Source organism: Mangrovicoccus sp. HB161399 (assembly GCF_013184745.1).
Classification (GTDB): Bacteria; Pseudomonadota; Alphaproteobacteria; order Rhodobacterales; family Rhodobacteraceae; genus Mangrovicoccus.
On record NZ_JAATVU010000038.1, the window covers coordinates 26,424 to 40,258 of the forward strand.

The window sequence follows — 13,835 nt, forward strand, 5'->3', positions numbered from 1 at the left end:
CGGCCATGCAGGGGGCGGGATTCCCGCGCCCCCTTTCTATTTGCCGCAGTTTTCTGTATGCGGCCCCCGTCGAACCAAGGAGAAACCCGAAATGGGCTACAAAGTCGTCGTCTGCGGCGCCACGGGCAACGTGGGTCGCGAGATGCTCAACATCCTGGCCGAGCGCCAGTTCCCCGTTGACGAGATCGCAGCGCTGGCATCGCGCCGGTCGCTGGGCACCGAGGTGAGCTTTGGCGACAAGACACTGAAGACCCAGGACCTGGAGCAGTTCGACTTCGCGGGCTGGGACATCGCGCTGTTCGCGATCGGTTCCGACGCGACGAAGGTCTACGCGCCGAAGGCGGCTGCCGCGGGCTGCGTCGTGATCGACAACTCCTCGCTCTACCGCTACGACCCGCTCGTGCCGCTGGTCGTGCCGGAAGTGAACCCGGAAGCGGTCCACGAGTACAAGAACAAGAACATCATCGCGAACCCGAACTGCTCGACGGCGCAGATGGTGGTGGCGCTCAAGCCGCTGCATGACCGCGCCAAGATCAAGCGCGTCGTGGTCTCGACCTACCAGTCGGTCTCCGGCTCCGGCAAGGAAGCCATCGACGAGCTGTGGAACCAGACCAAGGGCATGTACGTTCCCGGCCAGGAGGTCGAGCCGACGGTCTATCCCAAGCAGATCGCCTTCAACGTGATCCCGCATATCGACGTCTTCCTCGAGGACGGCTCCACCAAGGAAGAGTGGAAGATGGTCGCGGAGACGAAGAAGATCGTCGACAAGAACATCAAGGTCACGGCCACCTGCGTCCGCGTCCCGGTCTTCGTCGGCCATTCGGAATCGATCAACATCGAGTTCGAGGACTTCCTCGACGAGGACGAGGCCCGCGAGATCCTGCGCGAGGCGCCGGGCATCATGGTCGTCGACAAGCGCGAGGCCGGCGGCTACGTCACCCCGGTCGAATGCGTCGGCGACTACGCCACCTTCATCAGCCGCATCCGCCAGGATTCGACGATCGAGAACGGCCTGAACATCTGGTGCGTCTCCGACAACCTGCGCAAGGGCGCGGCCCTGAATGCCGTGCAGATTGCCGAGACGCTGGGCAACCGCGTTCTCAAGAAGGCCTGATTTCCGGGGCTGCGGCCCCGAAGCAGCTGGTTTGCCGGGCCGGAGCGGGTACGCTCCGGCCCGGTTGCGTTTGAAAGGGTGCTGCGATGTCATGCAGGCAGGGCGGGGCGGTTGCGCTCCTGGCGGGGTGTCTCGCTGCGGCCGCTCCGGCCGGGGCGGAAGAGTGGCGCTCCGCGCTGTCGGTCTTCGCCGGGCGCATGACCTGGGGCGATTACGGCACAATCGCCTATTCCCCGCAGGATATCGACTGGGCCGGTTCGCGGCTCTACGGGCTGGCCTGGTCGCGCGACCGCCCCGCCGGCTGGGGCGGGCTCAGGGTCGGCTGGGAGGCGCAGCTGGTCGCCCACGAGGGCGTCAGCAACCATGTCGCGGTGAACCTGCCCGCCACGGTGCGCTACCGCTTTGCCGATCCGGTGATCCCCTGGCAGGGCGCGGCCTTCGGCCTGGGCGTGTCCATCGCCAGCGAGCCGCCGGAACTGGAGGAGGAGCGCAAGGGCCAGAGCCAGCAGGTGCTGCCCTACTGGCTGATGGAGCTGGAATTCGGCAGGCCCTCCTGGCGCGCGGCGCCTTTCCTGCGCATCCACCACCGCTCCGACGGGTTCATCTTCGCGCCGTTCGACACCGGCTCCAACGCCGTTGCAGTGGGGCTGCGCGTCTCCTTCTGATCTCCGCTTCCGCGCGTCGCGGCCTCCCGCTCCGGGATCTGCCGTCATTCTGCGGCAATTTGATCAACTAGCATATTAGCAGAGAAGAATCCTTGCCCCAGGCCGGAACGGGCCCCAGACTGGGCCAAAACAACGGAAATTCTGGGAGGAAACCGGCTGTGTCCGAAACCGTGCGCGCCTGCGGGCGCTTCATCGCCCTTGCCGTCTGTCTGTCGACCGGAGTGCCTGCCATGGCCGAGCCGCTGACCCACGAAGCGACCCTGAGCCTCTGGGGCGGCCGCGCGCCCGGCGCGCCTGCCGGTCTGGAGCAGGTGATCGCCGAGCGTTCGAAAAGCCTCTACCGCGCCGACCGGGCGCTGATGGGCATCGCCGATCCCAGCCTGACCGTCTTCCTGCCGGAGAACCCCAGCGGCGTGTCGATGATCGTCGCGCCCGGCGGCAGCTACCGCAGGGTGGTGCTCGACAAGGAGGGGATCGAGATCGCCAGGGCGCTGGCGCCCCGGGGCATCACGACCTTCCTGCTCAGCTACCGCCTGCCCGGTGAAGGGCACGAGAACGCCACCGAGGCGCCGCTCGCCGATGCGCAGCGCGCGGTGCGGATGGTGCGCAGCCATGCCGCGGAATGGGGGCTCGATCCGGCGAAGGTCGGCTTCCTCGGCTTTTCGGCGGCAGGCCATCTCGGCGGGGCCATCGCCACCATGTATGACCGCGAAGTCTACGATCTCGGCGATGACGAGGCCTCGGTCTCGGCGCGGCCGGATTTCGTCGCGCTGGTCTATCCGGTGATGACCATGGAGGACGGCCCGGTCCACGAGGGATCGCGCGAGGCGCTGCTGGGTGCAGACCCCGCGCCGGAGCAGATCGCCGCCTGGTCGCCGGAGCAGCATGTCACCGCGCAGACGCCGCAGACCTTCCTGCTTCATGCCGATGACGATCCGTCGGTCGATGCCGAGAACTCCATCCGCTTCTACATGGCGCTGCACAGGGCGGGCGTGCCGGCGGAGTTGCACATCTTCCGCGACGGCGGCCACGGGTTCGGCATCCGGGCGGCAGGCGAGAAGCCGGTGGGCGAGTGGCCCGCGCTGCTGTCGGACTGGCTCGGCGCGATCGGCATGGCGGAGAACACGCAATGAGGGGGCTGATCATGGCGCTTGCGATGGGCGCGGCAACCACGGCGGCGGCAGGCGGCTACGAAACGCAGATCGTCGACGAAAAGAACCTGCCGGTCTTCTACCAGGCGCTGAAGGCGCGGCTGACCTATCCGCTGGCCTATCAGGGCGGCGACCCGGCAGAATGGCACGAGCGGGCCATGGCGGCGGCGTCCCCCCTGATGCTGCCCTACGAGGCGGAGGCGCCCTTCGCGCCGGAGGTGATCGACGAGGTGGACCGCGGCAGCTACATCGCCCGCCGCGTCGCCTTCAACGTCACCGACGAAAGCCGCACCGCCGCGATCCTGCTGGTGCCGAAGGGCGAGGGGCCGTTCCCCTCTGCGCTGATGCTGCATGACCACGGCGCGCGCTTCGACATCGGCAAGGAGAAATGGGTTTCGCCCTGGTATGACGAGGTCCGTGCGGCCTCGGCCGAGGAATGGGCGGGCAAGTATTTCTCCGGCCGTTATCCGGGCGAGGAACTGGCGAAGCGCGGCTATGTCGTGCTGGCCACGGACGGGCTCGGCTGGGGCGACCGGGAGGGCAACGGCTACGAGGCGCAGCAGGCGCTGGCGGCGAACCTGTTCAACCTCGGCTCCTCCCTGGCAGGTCTGATGGCGCTGGAGGACATGCGCGCGGCCGAGTTCCTGTCCGGCCAGCCCGAGACCGATCCCGGGCGGGTCGCGGCAGTGGGATTCTCGATGGGCGCCTTCCGCGCCTGGCAGGTCGCCGCGCTCTCGCCGCACATCAAGGCGGCGGTCGCGAATTGCTGGATGGGGACGTACGAGGGGCTGATGGTGCCGGGCAACAACCAGCTGAAGGGGCAGTCCGCGTACTACATGCTGCATCCCGGCCTGCCGCAGCTGATGGACTACCCGGATGTCGCCGCGCTGGCCGCACCGAAGCCGATGCTGGTCCATGCCGGGGCCGAGGATCCGCTTTTCCCGGTGGCCTCGGTGGAGGCGGCCTTCGCCAAGATGCACGGGGTCTGGGACGCGTTCGGCGACGACGCCGCGCTGACCACGCGGATCTGGGAGGGCAAGGGCCATACCTTCACCGCCGACATGCAGGACGCCGCCTTCGACTGGCTCGATGCGGCGTTCCGCTGATCATGTGCCGGAGGGGCCGTTTCCCTCCGGTTCCGGCCGGCTCCGGGGCAGCTAAATGCTGCCGAACTCGCCGGATTCCGGGTCGTACTGGCTGAGCGTGCCCGACCCGATGTCCATGTAGAGCCCGTGCACCGAGAGCATTTCGTTGTCCAGCGCCTCGTGCACGAAGGGGAAGGTCATCAGGTTTTCCAGCGAGACGACGACGGTCTGCTTCTCCATGGCGATGCGCAGGTCCTCAGGGTCGTCGATCTCCTTCACCCGCTCGTAGCCCGGGCGCAGCACGTCGAGCCAGCGGCCCAGCATGCTCTCCTTGACGTCGAGCTCGGGCGCGTGGCCCTGGCACATCTCCTTGCAGCCGGCCGCGCCACCGCAATGGGAATGGCCCATCACGATCAGGTTCGACACCTTCAGCGCGGTGACGGCATACTCGATGCAGGCCGAGGTGCCGTGATGCTGGCCGTCGGGCTCGAAGGGGGGAATCAGGTTGGCCACGTTGCGGTGCATGAAGAACTCGCCCGGGCCCGCGCCGAACAGATTCGTCACGTGGACCCGGCTGTCCGAGCAGGAGATCACCATGGTGCGCGGGCGCTGGCCCTCTTCGGCCAGTCGGCGGTACCAGGCCTTGTTCTCCTGGTGATCCGTGGCGCGCCAGCCATGGTATCTTTCGCTGAGATAGGACGGAAGCTTGCTGATCTTTGCAAGCTGCTGGCTGGGTACATCCATGATCGGTCTCCACGCTGCGTCTGCCGCTTAATAACCATGAATGATCCGAAATTTTAGCGGAAAATCCACGGAGATTGCCGCTTTGCTGAAACGGTTTCTTGAGGCTGCCGACGCTAGAAGGGCTGCACGCTGTGGGGGCGTTCTATCTTCGACGGGGTTATGTCTGTGGCCGTTATTTCCATGAAGTTCGACGAAGCTGTCCGCTTCGAACCGCGCAAGCTTGCCGATTTGTACCGCACGCTGGGCGAGATCGGCGCCGAGAATGTGCTGTGCGACACGATGGAGGAACTGACCATCCAGCTGGTGCGCATCGAGAAGCTGGGCCGCCGCGCGCGGTTCGACGACGTGCGCGAGATCGCCGAGCGCATCGCGCCTAAGGCCGACCAGATCGGCCTGGCGGGACTGGGCAATGTCGCCCGTGCCGTGGCCGACTGCGTGCGCAACGGCGATCTGGCGGGCTTTTCCGCGACGCTGGCGCGGCTGACGCGGATGGGCGACAAGTCGCTGACCGCAATCTGGGACCCGCAGGGCATGATGCTCTGATCTCCCGGCATGGATCGCGGCGGGCGCGCAAGCGCCCGCGGCGGGGACGGTGCCGCAGCCGCGGGACTGGCAGGCACGGCAAGCGGGCGGCCCTCGGGCCGCCCTTGCCGTTTCGCGGCGCGGTTAGGGCTTGCGGGGGGAAGGCCAGCCGATAGAGTGGGGCCAAGACCCAAGTCCCGTGAGGTTTCTCCTTGCCAGATCTGCCGATGGCCACCTTCGCCGCAGCGCAGGACGCCGCGCGTCCCCTGCATCTCGTCTTTGCCGAAGACCTTTCCGATTTCACCGGCACGTTGCCGCCCGATGCCGCCGCCTGGGCCTCTGCCGCCGGGTTCAAGGCTGCGCAGGGCGAGCTGCTCCTGCTGCCCGGCGATGGCGGGGTCGGGTCGGCCGTACTCGGCCTCGGGGCGAAGGCCCTGGCGGAGCGCAGCCGGTTCGCCGTCGCCCAGGCCGTGCCGCGGCTGCCCGCGGGCGCCTGGAAGATCGCGACGCCGCTCGATCCGGCGGCCGCCGGCGAAGCCGCGCTGGCCTGGCTTCTGGCAGGTTACAGCCATACGCTGAAATCCGGGGCCGAGCCGCCGAAAATGCCGTCTCTGGTGCCGCCCGAGGGCGTCGACGCGGCGCGGATCGCGGCCATCGCCGCGGGCGAATGCCTGACGCGGCAGCTGATCAACACGCCGTCGAACCTGCTGGGTCCGGCGGAGCTGCAGGCGGCCGCCGAGGCGCTGGCCGCCGAACATGGCGCCTCGATCGAGGTGATCGAGGGCGACACGCTGCTCGAACGCAACTTCCCGATGATCCATGCGGTCGGCCGGGCCTCTGACCGCACGCCGCGCCTGATCGACATCCGCTGGGGCGGCTCGGGCCCGTCGCTGACGCTGGTCGGCAAGGGCATCGTCTTCGACACCGGCGGGCTCGATCTCAAGCCGTCCTCCTCGATGGCGCTGATGAAGAAGGACATGGGCGGCGCGGCGACGGTGCTGGGGCTCGCCCACATGATCATGGCGACGGGCATGCCGGTGAAGCTGCGCGTGCTGCTGCCGGTGGCCGAGAACGCGGTGGGCGGCTCGGCCTTCCGTCCGGGCGACGTGCTGACCTCGCGCGCCGGGCTGACCGTGGAGATCAACAACACCGATGCCGAAGGGCGGCTGGTGCTGGCGGATGCGCTGGCCTATGGCGGCGAGGAAAGCCCCGATCTGATGGTGTCGATGGCGACGCTGACCGGCGCCGCGCGGGTCGCGGTCGGCCCGGACCTGGCGCCGTTCTACACCGGCTCCGACAGCTTCGCGGCGGCGCTGTCCGCCGCCGGGGCGGAGGTGCGTGACCCGGTCTGGCGCATGCCCTTCCACGCGCCCTACGAAACGATGATCGAGCCGGGCATCGCCGATCTCGACAACGCGCCGAAGGGCGGCTTCGCCGGGTCGATCACCGCGGCGCTGTTCCTGCGCCGCTTCGCGGGCGGCGCGAAGGACTACACCCATTTCGACATCTACGGCTGGCAGCCCTCGGCGGCACCGGCCCGTCCGCTCGGCGGGGCCGGGCAGGGCGCCCGGGCGCTCTTCGCGGCGCTCCCCGGGGTCCTGGGATTGGACGGGCAAGATGCTGTTTAAGAAGAAGCCGCCGGAAATCCTCAATGTCGCCGTGCCGGTTGCGGATATCCGCGACAAGCCCGGCGGCGCGCGGCTGCGCCAGCTGCTGTTCGGCGAGACGGTGAAGATCCTGCGCAACAAGGGCGACCATCTGGCAATCGAGGCGGTGCGCGACGGCTACAAGGGCATGATGGCGCGCGCGGATCTCGGCGATCCGAAGCCGCTGAGCCACCGGGTCTCGGCGCTGGCGACCCATGTCTATTCCGAGCCGGACATCAAGTCGCCCGAGCTGATGACCCTGTCCTTCGGCGCGCGGCTTTCGGCGGAAAGCGCGAAGCCCGGCCCCTTCCTGCCGCTGCTGACCGGCGGCTACGTCCCGTCGGTGCATTGCAGGCTGGCCAACCGCCGCTTTTCCGACCCGGTCGCGGTGGCCGAGATGTTCATCGGCACGCCCTATCTCTGGGGCGGCAACAGCCGGCTCGGGATCGACTGCTCGGGTCTCGTCCAGGTCTCGGCGCTGGCCTGCGGGCTGCAATGCCCCGGCGACAGCGGCGAGCAGCGCGATGCGCTCGGCGACGAGCTGGACGCGGCCGCCGAGCTCCGCCGCGGCGACCTGCTGTTCTGGAAGGGGCATGTCGCCTGGGTCAGCGGGCCGGACCGTATGATCCATGCCAATGCCCATCACATGGCCGTGGCGATCGAGAATCTCGGGGCCGGGATCAAGCGGATCAAGGACCAGGGCGGCGGCGACGTGATCGGGCGCCGCCGGATCAACCTTTTCAAGGCGAGCTGAGCGGGCGCTCCGCTCCGTCGCTCAGTCGTCGACCGGGCGGATCAGCTTGCGCTCCAGCACGCGCAGCACCTGGCGCAGGTCATGGCCGCGCTTCAGCACCTGCCCGTCCATTGCCGTGACCGAATACATCCCTTGGCGGTTGCGCAGCTTCGGCTGCTTCTCGATGCGGTAGAGCGGGTGCTCCGCGGTGCGGCGGAAGACCGAGAACACCGCGCGGTCGCGCAGCGTGCTGATGCCGTAGTCGCGCCATTCGCCCGCGGCGACCATGCGACCGTAGAGCGTCAGGATGACGGACAGTTCGTCTCGCTGGAAAGCAACGGCATCGGGGGCTACCCCGGAAGCCGGGAACGGGGAAGGGTGCAAGCTCATTGAGGCATCTTGGGCGTGGCGCGGTTGCAAATCAAGCGGTTGATTGGCGCTCCGGGGGCGCGCGGCGGGGATGCCGCAATCCTGCCCTGCTTCGTTCCCGAAACCGCCTCATTCGCGTGCCAGCCTGCGCGGCAGGCGGGTCACCGCCCAGTCCGGCGCCGGTGATCATGCCCCCAAGCAGCCGGTGCCGGACGCGCCATACTCGGCAGCGCAGCGTCGCCGCGGCAGTGTCCGAGCTCCGGAACCGTCCCATATTCAAGAGAGATTTTGGCGGTTTGCCCCGATGCGTTGTCTTGCAGCCCCCACCGCACGCACATCGAGGCAAACCGTCCGCGGCAGGGTCGTGTCCCGCCGACGCATTCCCATTTTTATTTATGAATTAGATTTTCGCAAGCGGTGATTTTTCCGGAATTGTCTCGAATGCGGGCTTCCGCGCGGCCTCAGTCGAAGCTGCCCTGGCAGAACCAGCCGGGCGAAAGCGCGCCGCCATGGGCGAAGAACAGCCACAGCCGCACCCCGTCCGCGGTCGTCACCTCCCAGTAGTCGCGGGTGCCGCTGCGCCAGGCCGGATCGTCCAGCCACCATTCCGGCGCGATCCGCTCGGGGCCGCGGGCATGGGCAGGGACCCAGCTGCGCCGCCGCCAGCGGAACGGCCCCTCCAGCCGCGGCCGCTCCGGGGCATGGACCGGCTCGGGGCGCCACATAGTCAGCGGCCGCGGCGTCGGCGCGGGCGGCCAGCTGCGGGCGGGCTCCGACCAGGCGGCGGTCATCGCCTTGGCGGTCTTCTCGGGGATGTGGCTTTCCGCGGGATGGAGCCGGGTCAGCGCCTCCATCCCGATCCGCGCGCCGAGCCGCCCGATCAGGTCGTCGAGCCCCGGCCCGCGCGCCAGCCGCTCGGCCGCATCGCGGGCGGCGTCCATGTGGCCGCGGGTCTGGCGGGCATGGACGGGCTCGGTCACATGCGCCTCCAGCCGCAGCCCGTCGATGCCGAACCCGGCCTCGATCTCCGGCAGCTTCAGCGACAGCAGCGTCCGGATCCGCTCCGGCTCTGCCGAGGGGCGGGCGAGCCCGGCCTCGATCTCGCCGAACCCGCCATCGGCGCGGAAGGCCTGCAGCCGGATCCGCCGGGCGCCGCGGCCGGCGCGGGCGAGCCTGGCGCAGAGCGGCGGCAGCAGCCGGTCGAGCCCGGCCTCCAGGTCTTCGAGCAGCCCGATCGGCTCGGGCAGGGTCAGCCGCAGGGCGAAGACCTCCTCGGGGCGGACGGGCGAGACCGGCTCGGGCACCATGCCGAGCGCCTGGTCCAGCCGCAGCCCGACCTGCCGCCCGAAGCGCCGGGCCAGCGCGGCGCGCGGCATCCCCGCCAGGTCGCCGATCTGCCGCAGCCCGAGCCGCGCCAGCGCCTCGGCATCCTGCGGATCGAGCCTGAGCGCGGCGACCGGCAGTCCGGAGATCGCCCCGATTGCGCCGCCGGGCGGCGCGATGGCAAGGGCGGCGCCCTGCAGCAGCGCCGGGGCAGGCCCGCCCGGATGGCGCCGCGCCGCGCGCGAGCGGGTGGCTCGGGCCTCCTGGTCGATCGCGTCGCCGCTGCGCAGCCGCGCCGGGCGGGTGCCGCCATGGCGTGCCAGCGCCCAGGCGGCGCCCGGCGTGTCGGCAATCGCGGCGCGCACCGTCAGCCGCAGCCCCTCGCAATCCGAGGCGGCCTGCGCGGCCAGGCCTTCCTCGCCGCCGAAGAGATGCGCGCAGCCGGTAATGTCGAGCACCAGCCCGTCCGGCGGCAGCTCGCCCACCCAGGGCGAGAACTTGCCCGCCCAGCGGCGCAGCCCGGCCAGGAAGGCGGCCTCGGCCTGCGGCCGCTGCGGCCGTGTCACAAGCTGCGGGCACATCGCCATCGCGTCGCGCAGCGGCTGGCCGGGGCGCAGCCCGGCCGCCGAGGCCTCTTCGGACAGGCTGGAGATCACCTGCGCGCCATTCCGCTCGCACAGCACGACGAGCGGCGCCATGAGCGTTCCCCTTTCGAGGCGCAGGCACCGTTCGGCCCCCATCCGGGGGAACCAGAGCGAGAGAACGCGTTTGGCAGGCATCGGTGTGGCAGCACGGATGTTCCATTTATGTTCTCATCTAGCGGGAGTCGGACGGCAGAGTCGAGTCTTCCGGCGCGCCGGCGCGGGCGCCGCCCTTGTGCCTTCCGCCAATCTCCCTATGACTGTGTCGCGAATGACAAGAAGGGGACTGCCGCCGATGCGGATGCGCGACACATTCATCAAGCCGATGCACCCGGAGGGGCGCCGCTTCGTGGCGATCTTCGCCGCCGTCACGGTGGTGCTGTTCCTGATCTGGGACCCGCTGGGCTGGATCGGCGTCGGGCTGACGGTCTGGTGCTACTATTTCTTCCGCGACCCCGAGCGGGTGACGCCGCAGCGCCCCGGCCTGGTCGTCAGCCCGGCCGACGGCATCGTCTCGCTGATCGAGTCGGCCGTGCCCCCGGCGGAGCTGGGGATGGCGGACGCTCCGCTGACCCGGGTCAGCGTCTTCATGAGCGTGTTCAACTGCCATGTGAACCGGATGCCCGTGGCGGGCGAGATCACCGCCGTGGCCTACCGGCCGGGCAAGTTCTTCAACGCCTCGCTCGACAAGGCCAGCAAGGACAACGAGCGCAACAGCCTCGCCATCCGCATGGCGGACGGGCGCGAGGTGGCGGTGGTGCAGATCGCGGGCCTCGTGGCGCGGCGCATCGTCTGCTTCGTCAAGCCCGGCGCGCGGCTGGCCACCGGCGAGCGCTTCGGCCTGATCCGCTTCGGCTCGCGGCTCGACGTCTACCTGCCGCCGGGGGTGGAGCCGCTGGTCAGCCTCGGCCAGACCATGGTTGCGGGCGAGACGGTCATCGCCGAGCTGGAGGAGAGCTGAGCCATGGCCACCGCGCCCAAGCCCCCCGCCAAGGAGCGGCAGGCCTTCTCGCCGATCCTGCTGCTGCCGAACATGCTGACCGTGACGGCGATCTGCGCCGGGCTGACCGCGATCCGGGCGGGGGTCCACGGCAATTACGAGCTGGCGGTGCAGCTGATCATCGTGGCGGGGATCCTCGACGGGCTCGACGGGCGTCTGGCGCGCGCGCTGGGATCGGCCAGCAAGATCGGGGCGGAGCTCGACTCGCTGGCGGATTTCGTCAATTTCGGCGTGGCGACGCCGCTGACCCTGTATTTCTGGGGGCTGCAGGACTACCGCGGCATCGGCTGGATCGCGGTGCTGGTCTTCTCGATCTGCTGCGTCTTCCGGCTGGCGCGGTTCAATGTCGGCAGCAAGACCGGCGGCGGGCTGGGCGGCGCCTATTTCGAGGGCGTGCCCTCGCCCGCGGGGGCGCTGGTGGTGATGCTGCCGCTCTATGTCTCCTTCGCCTTCGCCGACGGACCGGTGGTGCCGCCCTGGCTGATCAGCCTGCAGCTGATCGTTGTCGGGCTGCTTATGATCAGCTCGCTGCCGACCTGGTCCTTCAAGACGACGCGGATCCAGCGCGGGAACGTGAAGTATTTCCTGGTTGCGGTGGCCGCCGTCGGCGCGGCGCTGGCCACCTATGCCTGGCAGATGCTGATCCTGCTGAGCCTGGCCTATATCGGCATGGTGCTCTGGGCGCTGATCACCCGGAGCCGCCGGTCGCGGCGCTGAGCCTGGACGGGCAGGGCTGCCTCAGGCGGCGCTGCCCTTCCGCTGCGGGACGGCACCGTCCTCCTGCGTGAGCAGGAAGGTGTTGATGATCTTCAGCAGCGCCTCGGTCTGGCCGCGCAGCTCCTGGTTGGAGGCGGTGGTCTCCTCAAACATCGCCGCGTTCTGCTGGGTGACCCGGTCGAGGCCGCCCAGCGTGGTGTCGATCTCGGCCAGGCTCGTCGACTGGTGCATGGCGGATTCGGTGATTTCCCGGATCCGGTCCGAGATCTGCTCGATCCGGCTGCGCACGCTCTGCAGCGACTCGCCGGTGCGGTTCACCAGCCCGACGCCGTTCTGCACCAGCTGGGTGCTGTTCTCGATCAGGGTCTTGATTTCCAGCGCGGCATCCGATGATCGCTGCGCCAGCGCCCGGACCTCGGAGGCCACCACGGCGAAGCCGCGGCCCGCCTCGCCGGCGCGGGCGGCCTCGACCCCGGCATTCAGCGCCAGCAGGTTGGTCTGGAACGAAATTTCGTCGATCGTGTCGATGATCGAATGGATCTTGCCCGAGGATTCCTCGATCTTGCCCATCGCGGCCACAGCATCGCCGACCAGCGCGGAGCTTGCCTGGGCATCGCTGCTGGTCTCGCGCGCCTCGCCCGACGCGGTCTGCGCCAGCTGGGCGGCGTCCTTCACCTGGCGGGCGATCTGGCTGACGGTGGCCGAAACCTCGGCCAGCGAGCTTGCCTGGGTCTCGGTCCGCTTGGCCAGGTCGGTCGTGGCGCCGGAGATGTCGTTCGACTGCACGCCGATGCTGCCGGCCCGCTCGAGCACCTCGGCCATCGCTCCGGCGAGGGTCTCGGCCGCACTGTTGAAGTCGAGCCGGAGTTCCTCGTATTCCTCCGGCAGAGGGTCGGGGATGCGGCTGTAGAGCTTGCGTTCCGACAGCTCCTTGAGCGCGGTCTTCAGCGCGTCGACCACGGCCTGCTGGGCGCGGTTGGTCTCGGCCTGGCGTTCCGTCTCGCGCTGCTCGGCGGCGCGGGCGGCGGCATCGGCCTCGCGGGCACGCTCCATCTCGCTCTTGGCCTGTTCGGCGGCCTGCTGCGCGGCGGCCTGGGCCTCCTGCGCCTCGCGGCTGGATGTCTCGGCGGATTGCAGCGCCGCTTCCGCCTCGCGCAGGCTGCTTTCGGTCTTCTCGTTGGCGGCGGCGATGCGGTCGCTGTCGGCGGCGCGGTGCGCCTCCATCCGCTTGCGCACGACCACGGCATAGATCAGCACGGCCGACTCGATCCCCGCCGCCGCGCCGTGGATCAGCACGCGCTCCACGTTGTGGAGGAAATCGGCGGGCGGGTAGATCAGGGCGGGGAAGAGCACCGCCAGAGAGACATGGTGGACCACGATCAGCAGGGTCGCCGCCAGGATCGGCCGGAAATCGTTCAGCACCATCAGGCAGGCCAGCGCGGCGAAGAAGGCCATGTGGCTGTCGACCTGCCAGGGATGCCCTGCCAGAGAGGCGGTCAGCACCATGATCTGCCCCATCAGCGCGGTCGAGGCAAGGATCTGGCCGTTTGCCGCCGCGAGCCGCGGCGCGGCCAGGGCCATGGCCGAGAAGATGCCGATCCCGGCCAGGATCGGCGGGAGCGTGTTGCCGGACGCGATCGCCGAGACCAGCGGCAGCGGGGCAAGCCCCAGGGCGCCCCAGGCGATCTGGCGGATGGCGCCGCGGCCGCGGGCGTCGTCGGAACTGGCGTCGGGTGCGGGCGTGCCGGTCAAGAGTTCGCTCCGCAGATCGTGGACAGGAACGCGGCATCGAGCACGAACCAGGCCCCTGCCGCCTCCAGCCGGGCGGCAAAGCCGGGCTGGTCGGAGGCCGCCAGCGTGGCCATCGGAGCGGAGACGGGACCGACCGGATAGCCCCCGGCCTCGGCGACGAGCCTGAGCCGCGCTTCCGCGCCGGAGCCCGACACGACCAGCACCGGCGCACCTTCGCCCGCGGGCGCCGACATGACGAGCGCCAGCAGCGGCGTCGCCGCCATGGTCGCGATCAGGCACAGATATGTCAGGCCGGTCTGCATGCATCCTCCGGATAAAGCCGGGCGAAGCAGTACGCGACCAACCCTTAGACCGGGATTAACGGGCCACTGAA

At 69.5% G+C, this 13,835-nt stretch carries 14 protein-coding genes; 9 read left to right on the top strand and 5 right to left on the bottom strand.

All coding sequences use genetic code 11. The annotated features are described in order from the left end of the window. The first annotated feature begins 91 nt into the window (after window positions 1-91). The 4 genes from HCC78_RS19540 to HCC78_RS19555 all read left to right on the top strand — a co-directional run bounded on the left by HCC78_RS19540 (window position 92) and on the right by HCC78_RS19555 (window position 4,036). Window positions 92-1,114, top strand: coding sequence for an aspartate-semialdehyde dehydrogenase (locus HCC78_RS19540; RefSeq protein ID WP_172330471.1), 1,023 nt, complete (start codon window positions 92-94; stop codon window positions 1,112-1,114). A gap of 86 nt (window positions 1,115-1,200) precedes the next feature. Further along, the gene (locus HCC78_RS19545) at window positions 1,201-1,779 is read left to right on the top strand and encodes a hypothetical protein (protein WP_172330472.1); all 579 of its coding nucleotides are present in this window, start codon (window positions 1,201-1,203) and stop codon (window positions 1,777-1,779) included. A 158-nt stretch (window positions 1,780-1,937) separates the two neighbouring features. Next, window positions 1,938-2,912 carry an alpha/beta hydrolase gene (locus HCC78_RS19550; protein ID WP_216671231.1) on the top strand — a complete coding sequence of 325 codons (975 nt, stop codon included), beginning with the start codon at window positions 1,938-1,940 and terminating at the stop codon, window positions 2,910-2,912. Further along, a complete protein-coding gene (locus tag HCC78_RS19555; RefSeq protein ID WP_172330473.1) occupies window positions 2,909-4,036 on the top strand; it encodes a dienelactone hydrolase family protein in 1,128 nt (375 codons plus the stop codon). The genes HCC78_RS19550 and HCC78_RS19555 overlap by 4 nt, the downstream gene beginning before the upstream one ends. 51 nt (window positions 4,037-4,087) lie before the next feature. Here HCC78_RS19555 and HCC78_RS19560 read toward each other — a convergent pair whose 3' ends face one another. After that, entirely contained in the window at window positions 4,088-4,759 is a 672-nt protein-coding gene (locus HCC78_RS19560) for a carbonic anhydrase (RefSeq protein ID WP_172330474.1), read from the bottom strand. Window positions 4,760-4,939: 180 nt separating this feature from the next. On the opposite strand from HCC78_RS19560, the gene HCC78_RS19565 reads away from it, so the two are divergent. The 3 genes from HCC78_RS19565 to HCC78_RS19575 all read left to right on the top strand — a co-directional run bounded on the left by HCC78_RS19565 (window position 4,940) and on the right by HCC78_RS19575 (window position 7,681). Then, a complete protein-coding gene (locus HCC78_RS19565) occupies window positions 4,940-5,302 on the top strand; it encodes a hypothetical protein (RefSeq protein ID WP_172330475.1) in 363 nt (120 codons plus the stop codon). A 206-nt stretch (window positions 5,303-5,508) separates the two neighbouring features. Then, on the top strand, window positions 5,509-6,909 hold the full coding sequence (locus HCC78_RS19570) for a M17 family metallopeptidase (protein WP_172330492.1): 1,401 nt from the start codon (window positions 5,509-5,511) through the stop codon (window positions 6,907-6,909). Beyond that, window positions 6,899-7,681, top strand: coding sequence for an NlpC/P60 family protein (locus HCC78_RS19575; protein ID WP_172330476.1), 783 nt, complete (start codon window positions 6,899-6,901; stop codon window positions 7,679-7,681). The genes HCC78_RS19570 and HCC78_RS19575 overlap by 11 nt, the downstream gene beginning before the upstream one ends. Window positions 7,682-7,702: 21 nt before the next feature. Here the strand turns inward: HCC78_RS19575 and HCC78_RS19580 are convergent, their stop codons facing one another. After that, window positions 7,703-8,050: a DUF2794 domain-containing protein gene (locus tag HCC78_RS19580; protein ID WP_172330477.1), complete on the bottom strand. Its 348-nt coding sequence runs from the start codon at window positions 8,048-8,050 to the stop codon at window positions 7,703-7,705. A gap of 440 nt (window positions 8,051-8,490) precedes the next feature. After that, window positions 8,491-10,131: a DNA polymerase Y family protein gene (locus HCC78_RS19585; RefSeq protein WP_172330478.1), complete on the bottom strand. Its 1,641-nt coding sequence runs from the start codon at window positions 10,129-10,131 to the stop codon at window positions 8,491-8,493. Between the two features lie 157 nt (window positions 10,132-10,288). Here HCC78_RS19585 and HCC78_RS19590 point away from each other — a divergent pair, with 157 nt between their 5' ends. Beyond that, window positions 10,289-10,954, top strand: coding sequence for a phosphatidylserine decarboxylase (locus tag HCC78_RS19590; protein ID WP_172330493.1), 666 nt, complete (start codon window positions 10,289-10,291; stop codon window positions 10,952-10,954). 3 nt (window positions 10,955-10,957) lie between these two features. Beyond that, on the top strand, window positions 10,958-11,710 hold the full coding sequence (locus tag HCC78_RS19595; protein ID WP_172330479.1) for a phosphatidylcholine/phosphatidylserine synthase: 753 nt from the start codon (window positions 10,958-10,960) through the stop codon (window positions 11,708-11,710). A gap of 21 nt (window positions 11,711-11,731) precedes the next feature. Here the strand turns inward: HCC78_RS19595 and HCC78_RS19600 are convergent, their stop codons facing one another. After that, window positions 11,732-13,462 (bottom strand): methyl-accepting chemotaxis protein, encoded by a 1,731-nt coding sequence (locus tag HCC78_RS19600; RefSeq protein ID WP_172330480.1) that lies wholly within the window; start codon window positions 13,460-13,462, stop codon window positions 11,732-11,734. Continuing rightward, window positions 13,459-13,764, bottom strand: coding sequence for a hypothetical protein (locus HCC78_RS19605; protein ID WP_172330481.1), 306 nt, complete (start codon window positions 13,762-13,764; stop codon window positions 13,459-13,461). The genes HCC78_RS19600 and HCC78_RS19605 overlap by 4 nt, the downstream gene beginning before the upstream one ends. Between the last annotated feature and the right edge of the window lie 71 nt (window positions 13,765-13,835).